This window comes from Mycobacterium syngnathidarum (genome assembly GCF_001942625.1).
Lineage (GTDB): Bacteria > Actinomycetota > Actinomycetes > Mycobacteriales > Mycobacteriaceae > Mycobacterium > Mycobacterium syngnathidarum.
On the sequence record NZ_MLCL01000023.1, the window covers coordinates 71,831 to 89,795 of the forward strand.

The 17,965-nt window shown below is 59.7% G+C and carries 11 protein-coding genes and 1 pseudogene; 1 reads left to right on the plus strand and 11 read right to left on the minus strand.

Going from position 1 to position 17,965, the window contains the following annotated elements; genetic code table 11:
• Window positions 1-103 precede the first annotated feature (103 nt).
• From BKG60_RS05595 to BKG60_RS05615, 5 genes and pseudogenes are all read right to left on the minus strand, one after another.
• On the minus strand, window positions 104-3,100 hold the full coding sequence (locus BKG60_RS05595; RefSeq protein ID WP_075909325.1) for a type I restriction endonuclease subunit R: 2,997 nt from the start codon (window positions 3,098-3,100) through the stop codon (window positions 104-106).
• Window positions 3,051-4,130 (minus strand): ImmA/IrrE family metallo-endopeptidase, encoded by a 1,080-nt coding sequence (locus tag BKG60_RS05600; RefSeq protein ID WP_070944425.1) that lies wholly within the window; start codon window positions 4,128-4,130, stop codon window positions 3,051-3,053. Before BKG60_RS05600 ends, BKG60_RS05595 begins: the two co-directional genes overlap by 50 nt.
• Before the next feature lie 31 nt (window positions 4,131-4,161).
• Window positions 4,162-4,458, minus strand: coding sequence for a type II toxin-antitoxin system RelE/ParE family toxin (locus BKG60_RS05605; protein ID WP_070944426.1), 297 nt, complete (start codon window positions 4,456-4,458; stop codon window positions 4,162-4,164).
• Between the two features lie 51 nt (window positions 4,459-4,509).
• Window positions 4,510-5,901 carry a restriction endonuclease subunit S gene (locus BKG60_RS05610; RefSeq protein ID WP_070944427.1) on the minus strand — a complete coding sequence of 464 codons (1,392 nt, stop codon included), beginning with the start codon at window positions 5,899-5,901 and terminating at the stop codon, window positions 4,510-4,512.
• Window positions 5,901-6,959 (minus strand): annotated as a pseudogene (locus BKG60_RS05615) (HsdM family class I SAM-dependent methyltransferase); the annotation flags it as partial. The gene BKG60_RS05610 and the pseudogene BKG60_RS05615, both read right to left, overlap by 1 nt.
• Before the next feature lie 148 nt (window positions 6,960-7,107).
• Here BKG60_RS05615 and BKG60_RS05620 point away from each other — a divergent pair.
• The gene (locus BKG60_RS05620) at window positions 7,108-8,055 is read left to right on the plus strand and encodes a trypsin-like peptidase domain-containing protein (RefSeq protein WP_075909326.1); all 948 of its coding nucleotides are present in this window, start codon (window positions 7,108-7,110) and stop codon (window positions 8,053-8,055) included.
• A gap of 89 nt (window positions 8,056-8,144) precedes the next feature.
• Here the strand turns inward: BKG60_RS05620 and BKG60_RS05625 are convergent, their stop codons facing one another.
• The 6 genes from BKG60_RS05625 to BKG60_RS05650 all read right to left on the minus strand — a co-directional run bounded on the left by BKG60_RS05625 (window position 8,145) and on the right by BKG60_RS05650 (window position 17,835).
• Window positions 8,145-9,593: an ApeA N-terminal domain 1-containing protein gene (locus BKG60_RS05625; RefSeq protein WP_165688704.1), complete on the minus strand. Its 1,449-nt coding sequence runs from the start codon at window positions 9,591-9,593 to the stop codon at window positions 8,145-8,147.
• Between the two features lie 66 nt (window positions 9,594-9,659).
• Entirely contained in the window at window positions 9,660-10,382 is a 723-nt protein-coding gene (locus tag BKG60_RS05630) for a M48 family metallopeptidase (RefSeq protein ID WP_075909328.1), read from the minus strand.
• The gene (locus BKG60_RS05635) at window positions 10,369-13,455 is read right to left on the minus strand and encodes a type I restriction endonuclease subunit R (RefSeq protein ID WP_075909329.1); all 3,087 of its coding nucleotides are present in this window, start codon (window positions 13,453-13,455) and stop codon (window positions 10,369-10,371) included. The genes BKG60_RS05630 and BKG60_RS05635 overlap by 14 nt, the downstream gene beginning before the upstream one ends.
• On the minus strand, window positions 13,452-14,177 hold the full coding sequence (locus BKG60_RS05640) for a TIGR02391 family protein (RefSeq protein WP_075909330.1): 726 nt from the start codon (window positions 14,175-14,177) through the stop codon (window positions 13,452-13,454). The genes BKG60_RS05635 and BKG60_RS05640 overlap by 4 nt, the downstream gene beginning before the upstream one ends.
• Complete coding sequence (locus BKG60_RS05645; RefSeq protein ID WP_075909331.1) at window positions 14,174-15,409, minus strand: restriction endonuclease subunit S; 1,236 nt, start codon at window positions 15,407-15,409, stop codon at window positions 14,174-14,176. Before BKG60_RS05645 ends, BKG60_RS05640 begins: the two co-directional genes overlap by 4 nt.
• Window positions 15,406-17,835 carry a type I restriction-modification system subunit M gene (locus tag BKG60_RS05650; protein ID WP_075909332.1) on the minus strand — a complete coding sequence of 810 codons (2,430 nt, stop codon included), beginning with the start codon at window positions 17,833-17,835 and terminating at the stop codon, window positions 15,406-15,408. The genes BKG60_RS05645 and BKG60_RS05650 overlap by 4 nt, the downstream gene beginning before the upstream one ends.
• Window positions 17,836-17,965 lie beyond the last annotated feature (130 nt).

Sequence of the window (17,965 nt, forward strand, 5' to 3'; positions counted from 1 at the left end):
TTGCGTTGTCAGCGTGCCCAGGTAATGTGGTTGCACCGGACAACGCCCTGGCCTGCAACAACGTCATCGCAAACGGCATCGGCACCGAACTCGGGGCGGTTCATCAGCCCGCCTTCTTCTGGTACGTGGCTTTGAAGACAGCCTCTTCGAGCCAGCGTTTGAAGCTGTCATTGTCCTGGAACGCCTTGAACAACTGGGTCTCGTCGGAGATCAAGCCAAACATGGCATTGCTGAGCGCCCGATTCATCTCGACGCGAGCGTTCACCGGGTCATCATTGGCCTGTGCGTGCCGGTAGGCCTCATCCTCGGCAACGATCCGCGGGATCTCTTCGGTAATGCGGCGCTGAATGCGGTCCTTGTCTTCCCACGCGATGCTGCCGAAGTGGTCGTTGAAGCTCTTCACAATCTCCGACAGCTTCTCCAGCTCAGGTTCAGCTTTGTGCCCCCCGCCGGCGCTGGGAGCAGGTTCGAGGGAACCGTCCTCGTCCTCGAGCACGATTTTCATCGCAATCTGTTTTTCTGCGCGGTACGACTCCAGGTCAATGTTCTCTAGAATCCCCGCGGCAAGGTCGTCTTCGGCCGGCGCTGGGATCTTCGGCACGAGATTGTCGAGGAAGATCGCACGCTTTTCCCACTCGACACTGCCATACGGCAGGACCGCCGACAGGAAGTTGTATGTGCGCAGGAACGCCTTAGCGTCACCCTTGAACTTCACCTGGTCGTCTTCATCCAGAAGTTCGATGTACTCGGCTACGCACTGGTCGAGGATTGGGTCAAGTTCGTCGCGCCCCGCGCCGTCGAGATAACGGGCAACGAATGTGTCGACGTGCTCGGATGTATACACGGCGAAGCTGTCGAGGTCGTTGACGAGGTCGTGAAGCTTATTGGGGTCGGTCTCTTCCGCGAGCACAGTGGTCCGGTAGTACGGGTCAAAGGAACTCTTGATGATCTCGGCGTCGTTCGCGAAATCGAAAACGAAGGTGTCGCGCTTCGCGGGGTGTGCTCGGTTCAGACGCGAAAGCGTCTGCACGGCAAGCACTCCCGACAGCGTCTTGTCGACGTACATCGTGTGCATCAGCGGCTCGTCATAACCCGTCTGAAACTTGTTGGCGACGACAAGGATTCGGTACGGATCTTCTTTGATCTTCCCGGCAATAGCGGCTGAGGGGAAGCCGTTCAGACTGGATTCAGTGGCCTTCTCGCCCAAGTAGTCATGTTCGCCGGAGAAGGCGACGATGGCCTGATACGGGCTCCTACGGGCGGCCAACGCAGCGCGGATCGCGTGGAAGTACTCGATGCAACGCTCAATCGACGAGGTCACGATCATGGCGCGTGCTTGGCCACCGACTTTCTGCTTGGCGATCACCTGATCGAGGAAGTGCTCGACCATGATCTGCGCCTTCTGCGCTATCGCATGCTTGTTGCCCTCGACGTACGCTCGGAGTTTTTTGGAGGCACGCTTGGTGTCGAATTCTGGGTCGTCGTCGACGGTCTTCATCAACTTGTAGTAGCTACCGACCGGGGTGTAGTTAGCCAGCACGTCCACGATGAAGCCCTCTTGGATGGCTTGTTTCATCGTGTACGAGTGGAAGGGTTTGTGGCCGACGGTGCCATCTGGGTTCTGAACGGGCTCGCCGAACATCTCGAGTGTCTTGTTCTTGGGCGTGGCAGTGAAGGCGAAGTAGCTTGCGTTGGGCAGCATCTTCTTGCTGTCGATGATCGCGTTGATCTGGTCTTCGAAGGTGATCTCATCATCGTCGTCGGAACTCCGCACCCCGGCGAGCGCCCGTGACACCGCCGCCGAGGTCTTGGAGCCCTGCGAAGAATGCGCCTCGTCAATGATGATGGCGAAGTTCCGGTCGCGGTGCCCGGCCCCAATGTCGTCGAGGATGTACGGGAACTTCTGCACCGTGGTGATGATGATCTTTTTCCCGGCGGTGATCGCGCGGCGCAGATCACCGGAGCGGTCGGCATGCACCACGGTCGAACCGACCTGCAGGAATGACTTGATGGTCTGGGTGAGTTGGCTGTCGAGGATGATTCGATCGGTCACAACTATGATCGAGTCGAATGCCACCTTGTTGGCGTATGTAGCTTCGGTGAGCTGGTGGGTGAGCCAGGCGATGGAGTTTGACTTGCCGCTGCCCGCCGAGTGCTGGATCAAATATCGGCGCCCCGCACCATGAGTCGCAACGTCGGCGAGAAGGCTGCGGACGACGTCGAGTTGGTGGAAGCGCGGAAAGATCGCCTTCCGCGCTTTCCTGCCGGTTTTCGGGTCCTTCTCCTCAACGATGTGCGCATAGTTCTCGATGATCCCGGCGAGGCGGTCCGGCGCGAGGACGCGTCGCCACAGGTAGTCCGTCTTGAGGCCATCGGGGTTCGGTGGGTTGCCTGCGCCATCTTTGTAGCCCTGGTCGAAGGGCAGGAACCACGACGACTTGCCCTTGAGTTCGGTGCAGAACTTCACCCGTTGGTCGTCGACAGCGAAATGGGCGATGGTGCGCCCGAATCCGAATAGTGGGTCGCGCGAATCACGGTGGCGCTGATACTGCTGGACAGCGTCCTCCACAGTCTGCTTGGTGATGTTGTTCTTCAGCTCGAAGGTAAAGATCGGCAGTCCGTTGACGAAGGCGACCAGGTCGACCGCGTCACCCGGGTTGCTGACACTGTGGTGCACCTGCCGGGTGATGACGAATCGGTTGGCCGCGAACAGTTCTGCGGCCTTCACGTTCCCGCCGGTCGGTGTCGGGTAGTAGAGGTCGAGGTGGTGACCAAGGTGGTCGACGCCGTTGCGGAGCAGATGCACGACGCCACGTTTGGTGATCTCGCCTTGGAGCCGGGCCAGGAACTTATGATGAGCCGACGAGTCTTCTGTAAGCCCAAGTGCCTCAACGAGGTAGGGCTGAGTTGCCGCAACGAAGGACGCCAGCGCGCCGATGTCGAGGGCATATGAGGCGTTGAAGTCGGCAGGCCGACCCTCGCTCCAGCCGCCGTTGGTCATCTGGTCGACGATGAGCGTTTCCAGGCTCTCCTCGTTGAGTCTCCGCACGTCACTCCCCCTTCTTACCTGCGTCCCACTCCAGGGTGATCTTGAGTTCATGCCCCCATTTGAAATCACCTGTAAGACGTTGCGCCTGGCCGAGCACGATGCTCGGCGCAATGCCGAGTTCACTGGCGAGTTCGCGTATCGCCATGATGTTGCGGTCCGTCGGCAGCCGGTCACAGTAGGCCTCGGGGACTAGAGTCCGTGACGCAAATTCGTCGGCTTCGTCTTCGGCCGCATTGTGCGTGCCATCTTTGCCCTGCAGAAAGACCGTCTTGTGACCATGCAACAAAACGTGCCCGAGTTCGTGGAACAGGGTGAACCAGAGCTGATCATCCTTCTTGCCACGCACGGAAAGCTGCACGACCGGATGGCCGGCAATCCATCGGGTCGCACCGTGCACGCCGAATCCTGGGATCGGAGGTATAAGGCACAGCGCAACACCAGCTTCATGCAGCAGCCTTTCAGCCTCGGCGATCGCCGCGACCGGGTTTGACTGCGCCGTTAGCGAACGCAATTGCGGGACCAGCGCTTCGAGTGCAGCCTTGTTGAAATCAGGCAGATCGTCGATCTTGACGAGCCGCTCCCCGAGCGCGAGCCACGTTGCACGCTCGTAGGTCTTGTCATTTTCGAGGGCGGCCTTGCGGTAGGCGACTTTGGCGTGCACCCAGGTCGCATTGAACGCGTCGAGGTGCCCTATGCCGAGGATCGGTAGGAGTTCGCGGACCGTGCCTGCCTTGTCCCGGGCGGACGCGGTGATGAACTTCCACTTGCGCAGGTATGCCAGCGGAAAGCCCTTCGCTTGCTCGTACTGGGCGGCGAGTTTGTCTTCTTCTGCGAGGCGGGCCAGATCTTCGCGATACCCGGCCTCGAAACGATTCCAGATCCTCGCCGGGATACCAGTGACCCGCTCCAACCCGAGCGCGACAGTCGCAGACAGCGGAGCCTTGCCGGACAGCAGTTCGGAGACATGCTTGGGGGTGACGTCGAGCCGACGTGCGAGCTCGGCGGCGTTGATGCCGTGCTCGTCAAGCCACTCCTCGATGTGCTCACCGGGAGCAACGGCGTAATTCGGTAGAGCGGTCATGGTCGGCTCCCTTCGTGCATTGTCGTGGTTGTCAGCGCTTGTGGTAGTCAACGATCTCGACGACGAGAACCGTGATGGCTTCGTCGACAGGTTCGACTATGAGCCGCCAATTCCCGGTCAGCCTGCCCGACCACTGTCCGATGCGGTCAGCGGACATCGCTTCCCATCTGCCAGCGAGGAACAGCAAGTCGCCCATCTCGGACACCTGACGCAGCTCATTGATGCGCAAACGGAGCGCCTTCGCCATCTGCGCACCCAGCTTGCGCTGCATATAACGTTCGTCAGTGCATCGACGCTCGAGCTCATTGTCCGCATAACGCAGCTCCATAGTGTTACCTAAATCGTAACACTAATGCCCGTCGGCGGCGAGCACGAAAGATCACTCATCGCCGCCCTCAGCCACCTCATCCAGCTCGTCATCGGAATCCGCGGCAACGGCGACGACCGCCTCGCCGGCATCCGGCAATGTCGCGGCGATCGCCCGCACGTCGACCTGACCAGTCACCACGTCGGCGACGAGGCAGGTGCGGAATTCTTGGAGCAGAGCAATTTCACTCTGTGCCTGCGCTATAGCGGCATCAGAAGGAGTGATCTCTTCTTCGATCGCTTTGACGAGCTGGGATTGCCGTAGTAGAGGTGGAACGAGTATCACAAGTGACCGGACGTCCTCAACATTGATCCTGCGAAATGTTGATCCTACGAGGATAAGCTCAAGCTGTGCTCTCATAGCATTCGATTGCAGGTAGTGGTTCAGGAAGTACGGGTTCTGGTCCTTCGAACGCAAGAGGCAAACATCCTGTCCCATCGCGAAAGTTTCGTCTGTATCCACTACCGCGGCTGCACCAACGCCAACATTCCTGCAATAGATAAGATCGCCACGTCGCGGCTCGCGGCCACCCTCGATCAGGCTTTCGAAGCTTGCCTTATCCGTTCTCTTTGCGTCTGAGAGGTCAAGCAGAAAGCGCTGCGCCTGCGAGACACTCGCCAGTGGGATCCCCTCATCCACAAAGGGCACGGTGAGGTGCTTGCAGTCGGTGACAGACCAGTACCGTTTAAGCGGCGCGACATCCCAGCCGCGTGGAACGTCTCCGAGCCACGGGACCCCGGATGCAACGAGTTCCGACTGCCCAACTCCTTGAGTCACGATCGCATTTGCAACGCTGCGCTTCTGCTCATTTAGGAGTCCGACGAGACGACGTTTGGCGGCGATGGCCTTGTCGATGCGGGCGTTCGCGTGCGCGAGATACTTCACGATCGCTGCCTGCTCTTCGGCCGGTGGGACCGGAAAGCGGACCATCTTGAAGTGTTCCGGCCGAAGACTCCACTGGTCCGAGGTGATCCCGTACGACCAACGCTCAGCCTCCTTCGCGAACATCGGCGTTCGGACGACATGATGGAAATAGTCGCTCAGGCCCGACCTCGGCGTCATTACGACGTATGCCGGACTGACGATTCCCCGATAAGCCGACCTACCCGCGGCGCCCTGCCATGCGCGCATCTTGTTGTAGACGACATCACCGGGTTCAACGAGCTTGTACTTGGACTTGTCCGCGTTCGATGAGTCCTTCTTTGCAGTTGTCGAAAGCAGATCAGCTTGACGGATGACTCCTCGGCCAATTGTGACTGACAGCATTTCCTCGTCTACGAAACCAGCTTGCTTCCGTTCGGCAAAAATCGTCCGTGCCGGCTTCCAGCTCCAATTGGCGGGGACTTGAGTTACCCAATTACCTGCGGGCGCATAGGCCTCGTAGCGCGGCAGATCTCGAAACATCAGTCCTCACCTGCGATCTCAGCGATCAGATCTTCGGTCTCGACTTCCAGAGCCCGGATGTCGGCCTGGATCTCGGCGAGAGTCCGCATCGGTGCGGGCTTGTAGAAGTGCCGGGTGAAAGAGATTTCGTAGCCGATCTTGGTCTTCGACTCATCGATCCAGGCGTCCGCGGCGTAGGGCGTGACCTCGCGACGGAAGAACGCCTCGATGCCGTCGGCGTACTCACCGGGTGCTTCGGTGAGCGGCACCTGCTCCGTGTCCCGCAGTTCGGTGTCAGGCTCGTACTCGACTACGCGGGTGCGTCCGTCGATCACGGACTCGTAGCGGCCATGCAACGGATCGGGTTTCGCAGCATGCGGCAGTGCCTTCTTGATGATGGGAGACGCGGACTCGTCGCGAATACCATCTTCCTTGAGCGCCTTGATCTCCTTGGCGGTGTATACCTTGTTCGGGTCGACACCGCGGATCCGCAGTGGACGCTCGACCGTGATCTTCGAATAGCCGAATTCGATACCGTCTAATACCTTCGAGTGGTCGGGGTCTTCATACTCATCGAACGCCGTAAATGCCTCGAGGACCTTGTTGGCGTCGGTAGGACTAATCTCAACACCCTTCTCCCCGAGGTTTTTCCGAAGTGGGGTGGACCATCCGGTGGCGTCGATGAGTTGCACTTTGCCCTTGCGGCGCTCCTCCTTCCGGTTGGTGAGCACCCATACATAGGTAGCGATGCCGGTGTTGTAAAACATCTTCAGCGGCAACGCGACAATCGCCTCGAGCCAGTCGTTTTCGATGATCCAGCGGCGCATGTTGCTCTCGCCCTGACCCGCATCACCGGTGAACAGCGAAGAGCCGTTGTGCACCGAGGCGATCCGCGAGCCGCGCGGGGTGTCCCGCTTCATCTTCGAGATCAGGTTCGCCAGGAACATCAGTTGGCCGTCGCTGCTGCGGGTGACGAGCGAGTATTCGCTGTCGCCGTCGTGCGTGACGACGAAGCGCGGGTCGATGATTTTCTTCGCGCCACCGAGCCGGTCTTGGTCGGCCTTCCAGCTCTTGCCGTAGGGCGGTTCCGTACAGGGTTTCGGCGTGTTGCAAAATCCGGTGTGAGGAAGCCTTGGTAGTGACGCCCCTCAAGTTTGAATCCGTTGTAGTGATGAATAATCGATGGATCACCCGCGCAAGGCTGTCGAGTAGTCGTAGCGTTCTGTCATGTCCGAAACTCCCGACGTGAGCGTCCCGGCCAGCGAGCGAACCGTTGCTGCGATGCTCCCGCGAGAGTCGGTCCGCTCGGTCTACATCGACATGGTGTACTGCCCCGACGGCCCCGTTGCTACCAAAGGAAGCGAACTCCGTGAACTTGCCACAGGGACCGCGTTCTTCTATGAATCTGACGGGGCCAACTACCTCATCACGGCCTGGCACAACGTGACCGGTAAGCACCCGGAAACTGGTGAGTACCTCGGGGAGTACGCTGTATCGCCAACCCATTTCAGGCTGACATTCCTGGCGCCTCCTCCGACTGAGGCAGGCTGGCAGCTCACGGCATCGCCGGGCAACCCGACCACGGCGCAGGTACAGATGCCGATCAGTCAGTATCTGCTGCCGTTGCTACGTGAGGATTGGAGTCCCGCTTGGCTAGAGCACCCGGCACTCGGAAAGAGCATGGACGTTGTCGCGCTGTCGCTTGCGCGTCTCCCCGCACGAACGGTGTTGTCGAGGTGGAATGAACCTCGCACCGGCGTTGACATGTCGCAAGAGATCGAATGGCCTCGTTTGAGCGCCGGTGCTGACGTTTTCATCGTCGGATTCCCGTATCGCATTTCCACTGGGCCGTTCCTCCCACTGTGGATTCGCGGAACGATCGCATCCGAACCGACATTCGGCCATATGCGCAACGGTGAGATCCTGCCACTGATGCTCGTCGACGCGCGTACGCGCAAAGGCCAGTCAGGATCACCGGTAATCCGGCATGTCCCGATGCGACAGTTTGTGATAGCCAAGGACGGGAAACCGGGTCTGAGCACCGGGAATCATTCTGAACTTGTTGGTGTGTACTCGGGACGAACAAGCGACGAGTCCGACCTTGGATTCGTTTGGTTCGTTGATCAGATCGACGAAATCGTGAAGCAGGATCGGGAAGATTCCTCAGTGGACTAGCCGACCACCGCGGCGATGCTGGGCAAAGCGACTCTCGACACCGAACGGGGCGCTACGGAGCGGAAGGCTGACCATCGTCGAGGCGCGCCTTAACCTGCGAAAATCCGTGGCCATTCGTGTGTCCAATTTGCACACTGATTGCTGAAGCGTTCCGACTGTCCGGTCGCGGCCGCGAGCACAGAATCCTGCACTCCCGCCTCGATCAACAGACGAAGTGTCAGCATCCAATGCAGCGACTGGTTGAGGGCGAGCATTTGGCGGAGTCTTTCGACGCTGAGGCCATTCTGCCCGAGCCCGTGGGCTAAGGCGATGCGCTGATCGACAACTTCTTTCTTCCATCGTCCCAGACGTCCAACGCAGGCTGGAACAGCTTGGACAACCGGGGCGGCCAGCGCCGCTACCCGCTGTGGGTAGCTGCACTCGTGCCAATAGTTGCGTAGTGCCGACGAGAAGCTGTCGGCGATCTCAGAGGGTATATCTGATGAAGCTACCGCCGACAGCGATGCGTCGATTTGTTCGGTGCTGAATCGGCGAGCGTCGCAGTGGAGGGTCCGGTGGAGCGCCTCGACGGCAGTGGCTAGGGATAGCGCATCGGACTCAACTGTAGGGAATTCGTTTCGGATCACGGCGGCAAGAATCTGCGGCACCGGCGTTGTACGACGATGTATCTCAAGCCATCGAGGAAGAAACTCGAGGCCCACCTCCAGCCGCGTGAAAAGTAGCTCGCCTGCCGTCTCAGGGGCAGAGGGGTCGATGCGGTAGCCATGCACCGAACACCATTTGCCTGCCCAAACGTCTAGCGACCGTATGGAGCATGGTTTGCCTGAGATTAGGGTCATAAGGTCGGCGAGCGGATTCAGGACACGTACCCCCACGTCAGTAATGCTCCAACCGCGGAAGAGTTCGAACTCCAGCTGGCTGGTGGCCTTGACATGGAAGCCTCGAATGTCAGGGGGCCGGTGCGTCACGGAAGGACCAAGCGTGACATAGCCTGCGCCACCGTCGAGTTCAGCATCCAGCGACTTGCCTCGCAGGTCCATGTGCCAGTCGAGCTTCAGCCGATCATCGAGATGAATCGTTGTTGAAAGGGAGGGGATGGCGGCCCATTCACCGAGGTTCGTGACATCAGGGCGGATTCCCTGCACGAGGACGTCAGGATCGGGTAGGTGTTCGCCGACGACGCACCACGTGGCCGCAAGCCGTTGCATGGAAGGGTCGGTGTTAGGCCTACCAAAGAAGAGCCCGCCGACTGACCTGCGATGGGTTGTGTACGCGTCCCATAGGGTTATCTTGCTCGGGCGTAGTGGGATGGATCCGAAGATGACCATGTCGTCAGGATCGTCACGCACCTTCATCGCTGCGCTGCCGGGCCCGGTCTCTTCTATCGAAAACCGTGGTGTCAGTTCGGGGCTCACCTCAAGGCGTACTTCGGTACCGTCCACCTCAAGCATTCCAGTCACACGTGAATCACTGAGGTCAGGTAACCAGAACTGACCAAGCGAACTCGCTGTCTGTGCGGGAAAATCATTACTGGCCATGCGATGTCATGTTTCGTAATAGCGCGGCAATCCTGCGCCCTGGACTTGCCTCGCTCACCCCGCCCACTACCCCCACTTCTCATCGGCCAGCGGAGCATCGTTGAGTCGATCGCGTCGGGTTCGCCAGTCGGGCATCGCGTCATCCATGAGCTTGGTGAATTGGTCGCCGTGGTTGCGCTCGAAGTAGTGCATCATCTCGTGAACGACGATGTACTCCAAGCAATCCGGATGTTTCTTGGCGAGTTCGACATTGAACGTCAGCCGCCGGGTTTCTCGGTTGCAGGTTCCCCATTTGGTGCGCATGCGACGGATGATCCAGTCCGGTACCCGGGTGTCGAGCTTTGACTCCCAGGTTGAGATCAAACCGGGGATGGCCTCGCGCAACTGCGTCCGGTACCAGGTGTCGAGGACCGTGCGGCGCTGCTCGGCGTCACGGTCAGACGACACGTACAGGATCAGTCGGTCACCATCGACCTCCACGTGGGCACGGCCCGGCCGTTCAACGACTTTGAGCCGGCGACGCACACCCCAGACGTAGTGCGATTCTCCGGTAACCATCTCGCGCTCAGACTGCCGGTCGGTCGAACGGAGTTGCGCGCGTTGGCGTTTGATCCACGGCAGTCGTTGGATGACAGCGAGACGCACTTGGTCGTCGCCGAGTCGCGTCGGCGCGGCCACCCGCACGCGGCCCATCGGTGGATAGACGCCGATGTGCAGGTTCTTGATGTCCTTGTAGATCACGTCGACGTCGATGCCACGGATGGTGAGGTAGGCGTTAGCGGTACTCATCGCGTGCCTTTACCAGTTCAAACAGTTCATCGAGTCGGTCGAAGTCGTCGGGCAGTGTGCGGCTGATCGCCCGCTTGACGACTTTCTCCTTCATCGTGTTGCCAACCCAGTCGTGCGGCTTGCTCGTCAGGATCGCGGTGTCCACTTGGATCGGCATCGTCGGGTCAGGCCATCCGAAGTCGATCAGAGCGCGGCGTGCGCCGTTGTCGGCCCAGTTGGGGTATTTAGTGTCGGATTCCTTACTGCCGAGCTTCTGGGCGGCGTCGAGCAGCTTGGCCAGGTACTCCCGGTAGTCGATGGCCTGCTGGCGGCGCTGTTCGATAATGGCGTCTAGCAGTTCGCTCATCTTGTCGTAGTACTTCGGGTTCATCGCGTGCTCGTCGATGATCACCTTGCGCATGTTGTTGGTGATGGTCGCGGCGACCGCCTCGGGGTCGTTCTTGATCCCGGTGGGGAGCTTGTCGATCGCCCCGGCGCCGAGTTCGACGATGAAGTCGATCAGTCCGGTGTCTTCGAAGTCGGAGACGACTTCCGACGCGCCGGCCTGGATGTAGGTGTCGAGCAGGAACCGCATGCCGGCTTCGTACTGCTTGAAGTCGACGTCTTCGCCCGCACCGAGTTTCACCTCAGCGCGCACGTCGACGTAGTGTGCGATCTCGGACTTGATCGCTTCTGCCTCGGCCGCGCTGTAACCAGCGGTGGTCATGTCGTTGGCGAGGTTGGCGTAGGCGCGGGTGACGGCGGCAACGGCTTTGTACAGCTCGACACGCTTGGGCTCGTTGGCCTTCAACTGTTCGGTGTTGCCCTGCTCGACGGCGCAGAAGTACTGCTGGTACTGCAGCGTGCTTTTCGGTGGCGCAACGGGTTCGACCAGGGCGCGGATATGTTCGAGCGCTTCATCGAGGTTTTCGCGGGCCTTCTCGATGCGGTCGGAGAGCAGTCCCTCGATGTCTTTCTTCTCGTAGCCGTCCAGTGCACCGGAGGTGTAGTCGGAGATCGCGGCTTTGAGCGAGTTGAACAGATCCTGGTAGTCGACGATGTAGCCATAGTCCTTGTCGTCGCCGTCGAGCCGATTGACGCGGCAGATGGCTTGGAAGAGGCCGTGATCGCGCATCTTCTTGTCGATGTAGAGGTAGGTGGCACTCGGGGCGTCAAAGCCGGTCAGCAGCTTGTCGACCACGATCAGCAGGCGCATCTGGCCGGGGTTCTCGATGAACTGCTTCTTGACTGCTTTCTCGAACTCTTCGACCTTGCCGACGGCGGCATCTTCGGGTTCGTCGAAGTAGTCGCCCAGCATCTTGCGGTAGATGTCGTACTGGCGAATCTTCTCGGTCTTGCCTTCGCCGGAGTCTTCTTTGGCAATGTCACTGGCGTTGGGGATGTAGCTGGTGACGATGGCGCACTTGCCCTTGAAGCCGGCGTTGCAGAACAGCTCGTAGAACTTGCAGGCCTGGTAGATGGATGAGCCGACGAGCATAGCGTTGCCGCGCCTGTCCATCAGGCGGGGCTTGGTCTCCATGTCGAGCAGGATGTCGTTGACGATCTGCTTGGCGCGTGGCTCACTGGAGACGACCTTCTTCATGGTGCCCCAACGCTTTTTGAGCTCAGCCTTAGACAGATCGGTCATGCCCTTGGTCTTGACTTCGAACCACTTGTCCACCAGCTCAGGTGACATCAGATCCTGATCGATGTCGCGGGCCTCGTACTGCAAGTCGAGCACGACACCGTCGGGGACGGCTTCATTCAACTTGTACGTGTGGATGAACGTGCCGAAGGTCTCGATGCTGGTGGCTTTGTCGGCCTTGAGTAGCGGGGTGCCAGTGAAGCCGATGAACATTGCCTCGGGCAGCAACGCCTTCATGGCGGTGTGCATCTTGCCGGACTGGGTGCGGTGGGCCTCGTCAACAAACACGAAGATGTTGCCCTTGGCCTTGAAATCCTTCGGGACCGTGGCCTGCAGCTGCTTGATGAACTCGGCGGTCGCCTCGTCGTCATCCGTATCGCCGTCGGCGGCGCGGAACTTGTGCACTAGCGAACAGACCAGCCATTCCTCGCTGGCGTTGAGTGTGCCGATCAGGTCGGCGCCGCTCGTGGTGCGGTAGATCTGCTCGTTGACGCCACCAAACACCCTCTCGATCTGTTCATCGAGCTCCGTGCGGTCAGTGATCAACAGCACCCGCGCATCGGGCTGGTTCTCACGAATCCACTTGGCCAGCCACACCATCGTCAAGCTCTTGCCCGAACCCTGGGTGTGCCAAATGATGCCACCCTCACGCTTGGCTATGCGCTCCTGCGCCGCCTTTACGCCGAAATACTGATTGTGACGCGGGCACTTCTTGACACCCGCGTCGAAGACGACAAAATCGTGGATCAATTCGAGCAGACGCGGTTTGCTACACATCTGGAGCAGCGCTCGGTCGAGTGGATCCTCGACGTCGGACGGTTCTTTCCATTCCAGCCAGTACTTCTCCGGTGTGTCGATGACGCCGTAGCGTAACCCTTCGACGTCGTTGCCGGCGAAGACGAACTGCACGGTCGAGAAGAACGAGCGGATGAACTCCGGCTTCTGATTGCCGATGGTCTGTCGGATACCTTCGGACAGAGCAACTTTGGAGCGTTTAAGTTCCAGCGTCGCGAGCGCCAGTCCGTTGACGTACAGCACCACATCGGGGCGCTTGGTGTGGTGGCCGAGCACCGTAACTTCTTCGACCACGGCGAAGTGGTTGGCGTCCGGGTTCTTCCAGTCAATCAGCCAGACCGTCTGGCTCTGTTCGCCCACGCCGGGCTTGACCTTCACGCCGTAGCGCAGCAGGCCGTAGACGTCCCTGTTGGCCTCGTAGAGGTCGTGGCCGGCGCCGACAGAGGCAGCTTTACCGAGTTGATCGAGGGCGCGGTTGATCAGGTTGTCGTCGTAGCCGCGAGCGCGCAGGTTCTGCACCAGCAGCTCAGTCTCGACGTTCGCGTTACCCTCGCGGTACCCCCAATTGCCGAGGTAATCGTAGCCGAGCTGGTCGCGGAACAGCGCGACTATGCGGTTTTGGGCTTTGCGCTCGACTTGGCCGACGTCGCTCATGGAACGGCCTCCACGTCAGACTGATCGACCCAGCGACCCAGCACACTAAGTGCCGCGAGGTACTCCAGCGCCTCCTGCTCGCTCAGTTCCTGGTCGACCTCATGACTCAGTGGATTGCGGATACCAGCGAAGATGCCTTCGGCCAGGCTCATCGCGCCACGCTGCACCGATTTGTAGGTGTCGCTGCCATCATCTTTGACTCGACGCAGACGTGACTTTCCAGGTTTTGGCTCGTCCAAGGAGAACACTTGTTTGAACAGGTCAGTCTCGCTCACATCACGGCGACCGACCTTGTTCTGCGTCTCGGCGTTGAGCTTTCGAATCGCGCCACCGACCGCTTCGCGATAGTGGCCAGACTGCCAAAGCGACTTGGCGCCTTCCCAAATCCACGCATGAAGCTCCGCCGCAGAAAGTTCTGGCGCGTTCTCACCGAGGTTCTCCCGGACTTCCTCAGCGCGAACAAGCTCCTCACGAGCTCGAATCGAGGCCTCGTAGTGGACTGACCACTTCTGACGATCCTTCTTCTTGATCTCGCTTCGCCAACCCGGAACAACTCGATCAAGAATCTGCTCAATAACCTGGGCACGTTTGACGACTTCGTCCTCAGGGATCGCTGTCTTATAGCTATGGAAGCCGATCGAGTTCGGCGGAGAAGGGACATAAGTCACGGTCGTGGCCCTGATGAATTCGTCGAGTTGCTCGATAGCCCATTCGGTGTTCATGACGCTGCCTCCAAAGGCAGGCGGACGCGGCCAGTCAGAAGCTGCTGCATCATGCCGTCTTTGATGGCGCGCGCCTTGGCGAGTCGCCTATCGAGTGCGTCAAGTTCATCATCTACGTCCCGAATTGCCACACCGATCGCAGCCTGCTCTTCGAGGCTTGGCTGATCCAATGGAATCGCCGAGACCTTGCTGGCACTGATCTCAAGGAACGTACTGCCAGCTGCGCGAGACTCAAATTCTGATCTGTTCTGCTGAGTCCAGTAGTAAAGAAACCAAGTTGAGCGCGGGTCTTTCGGGATCATCGATGCGAAACCCTGGTTTGTCGTCACCGGCACCGCCGCAACGGCACAGTTGCCGATGCTTGCACGTGAAGTCACCAATACGGTTCCCGCGGGCAGCAAGGACGCTGCAGAGCAGGCAAGTCCTTCTGCAGTGATGGTTCGTGCCGAGTGAGACACAAGACCCGAACCATTTGAGCGAATCTCCGCAGGGGTAAACCACGGGATGCGCCCACCCCAGTATGCATTGATACCGGTCGAGGGAGTCCCACCACCCGTCACTCGTGCAAGACCTCCAAGGGTAGATTCTCTCCAGTCGTCCTCAAACCCTGGCAGGCGCGTGCGGCCAGTCAGGAGCTGCTGCATCATGCCCTGCTTGATCGCCTGCTTCTTGGCGATGAGGCGTTCGAGGGAGGCGATTAGGCCGTCGGCATCAGCAAGCGCTTGTGCGATGGACTCTTGCTCAGCTTTCGACCGTGGAAAGTGAACGGTCAGGGATCCGAGTGAGCGCTGATTAATGTTCGTATTGGCGCTCACCGTGCTCGCACTGATAACCCGAGTACGAAATCCCGCCTCAGAGAACAGATATGCCTTAAATGAGTTGGCCAACCGGCCATCGCTGCGAAAGCGCAACAGAAACCCGCTGAATACGGTGTCGGGCAATGAGCTGGTGACCAAAGTGGCGAGGCCGACCCCACTCGGCTTTACCGACGAGCGGACGAACAGAACGTCACCTTCGCGAAGACCATAAGTTCGGCGCTCGGCCTTCGACGAATCGATCAACCCCAGCGTAGTCGCTTCACCTATCGCGGCGACTCCGAACACGTCCATAAGATTCACGAACGGGAAGCCATGGCCGAACGAGTCTGAACCCTTGTTGATCCCGTTCTTGAAAGCACCAAGCTCAGTGAGAGTGGCCTCACTCCAATCCTTCGGCAATAGGGACTTACTCATTTGACCCCCATATCGGTCAAATGACCCGCCACCTTCGCCTCAAGATCGGCTAGTTCGGATTCGAGTGCACCAACGGTCGATGCGTAGCGTTCGCCTAGTAGCTGGATGCGCGCAACAAGGTCGAGCGTGAGCGCTTCGACTTCACCCGCGACACGTCGCACAACGGTTGCCTGCCATTTGTCATCGAGCACGAGTGTCTTGATCTCGACTTCGGTCAGCTCGCCGTACTTCTTGAGGGTGGCCAGGTCGAGTTTGGTCTGGGCGTCCTTGACCGCCTTCTTGGCGGCCGCTTCGGCGTTGAAAAGCTTGGTGGCATGCTGCAGGGCCTTGATCTCGTCCGGATCGCCGCCGGATTTGATCGCCTTCAGTCGCGCAGCAACGAGCACCTTGGAGATCTTGTCTTCCTCCATGGCATCGGCGAGCAGCCCGTCTTCGACGCCGTGTACCTCGACGTATTCCTCGACGGCGCGGGTAGCCTCCTCGGCTGCAGCAGCGAGGTCGTCGACCTTGGCCTGCTCGTTGGCGAAGTAGCGCGCAACGATCAGTGTGGGTGGAATGAGGTCCATCTTGTACTTGGTGGCGCTACGTCCGGAACCGACCACGAGGTCTGGGGTTTCGGTGAGCTTGCGCTCCTTGTCTTCGATGGTCTTTCGCGGCTTGGCGGCATCCTGCCAGCCGTCGGCCATGATCAGGTAGACGTCGTCGTGCATGGTGCCGTGCCAGTAGGTCATGAGCTGTTCGTAGACGTCGTACTCGTTGAGTAGCGGCATTGGCTTGAAGCGTGCCAGCAGGTCGTCGCTGATAGTGGCGATGAGCTCGTTCGGCGTGGTGTTAGGGGTGATGCCGGCCAGAGTGTCGCGGTACGTGGTGAGCCAATCCGCGACGATTCCGGTGGCTTCGTCACGGAGCTTGTGGAAGCCGGGTGCGTCGAAGATGGCCTGCTGCACGGCGCTGACGTCGATGGCGAGGTCGCTGTAGCCGGGGCGGTTCGGGGTGAAGATCTGACTACGGAGCTGCGGGAAGGCGTCCCAATAGCTTTGCAGGGCATCGAGGTCGCGGTCGGGGATGCCGCCGTGCAGGTGGGCGGACAGGTCTTGCAGATCCTCAGGTTCGGATGAGTCGATGTAGCGCGGGATGTTGAGGTTGTAGTCGTTCTTGGGGTCGGCGATCTCGCTCATCGGCACCATACGTGAGTAACGGTCGATCTCGATCTGCTTGTTGAAGGTGTCAACGACCTTGTGGATATCCTGGCTACGGAGGCGGTTCTTGTTGCCGTCCTTCATGAAGCCCTTGGATGCGTCGATCATGAAGACGCCCGTGCGTCCTACCGCGTTCTCCTTGTCGAGGATCACCACGCAGGCCGGGATGCCGGTGCCGTAGAACAGGTTTGCCGGCAAACCGATGACCCCCTTGATGAAGCCTTGCTTGAGTAGACGGGCGCGGATGGTGGCTTCGGCGTTGCCGCGGAACAACACGCCGTGCGGCAAGATAATCGCGGCCTTGCCGGTGCTCTTGAGCGAGGTGAGGGCGTGGAGCAGGAAGGCGTAGTCCCCGTTCTTCTCCGGTGGGCGGCCGTATTCGAAGCGGCCGTAATCGTTCTCCAGGCCGTTGTTCCACGACTTCACCGAGAATGGCGGATTCATGACGATGTAGTCGAACGTTCGCAGGTGGTCACCCTTGGTGAACTTCGGACTGGTGATGGAGTCGCCCTTTTCGATATCGGCGATCTCGTTACCGTGCAGGATCATGTTCATCTTGGACAGCGCCCAAGTGGCATTGTCCTTCTCCTGGCCGTAGATCGTCATGCCGCGTGGCGCTTCGGCGGCAGCCTTGAGGAGTAGTGAACCGGAACCGCAAGCGGGGTCGTAGACAGTCTGGTCTTGGCGGGTGTTCGGCCCGATCCCGACCACTTTGGCGAGTATGCGGGAGACCTCAGCGGGCGTGTAGAACTGACCCTTGCTCTTGCCTGATTCGGTGGCGAAGTGGCGCATCAGGTACTCGTATGCGTCGCCGAGCAGATCGTCGCCTTCGGCGCGGGAACCGCGGAAGTCCAGATCGTTGAAGATGGTGACCAGCTTGGAGAGACGGTCTTGCATTTCCTTGCCGTTGCCGAGCTTCTCCTTGTCGTTGAAGTCAGCCTGGTCGATGACGTTGCGCAGATCGTTGGCTTCGGCCAGCCGGGCGATGATCTTGTTGAAGCGGTCGCCGATCTCCTTGTCGCCCTTAGCGGCGAGCATGTCGTCGAACGACCCGCCCGCAGGTACCTCGATGAGGCTGTTGGCGTCCGTCTTGGCCTTGTCGGAGACGTACTTCACGAACAGCAGCGTCAGGATGTAATCCTTGTACTGGCTGGCGTCCATGCCACCGCGCAGTTGATCACAGCTCGCCCACAGCGATGAGTAGAGATCCGACTTCTTCAACGCCACCTGGTGCGCTCCTTTTCCTGCGATCTCGGCCGGTGCTCGGGGTCTGATGCGTACCCGCCCCGGCCCGACAAGTCTGTCAGCATCAAGACCATTTCTGGGCAAGTCGGGCCACGCGCGCCCCGCATACCGC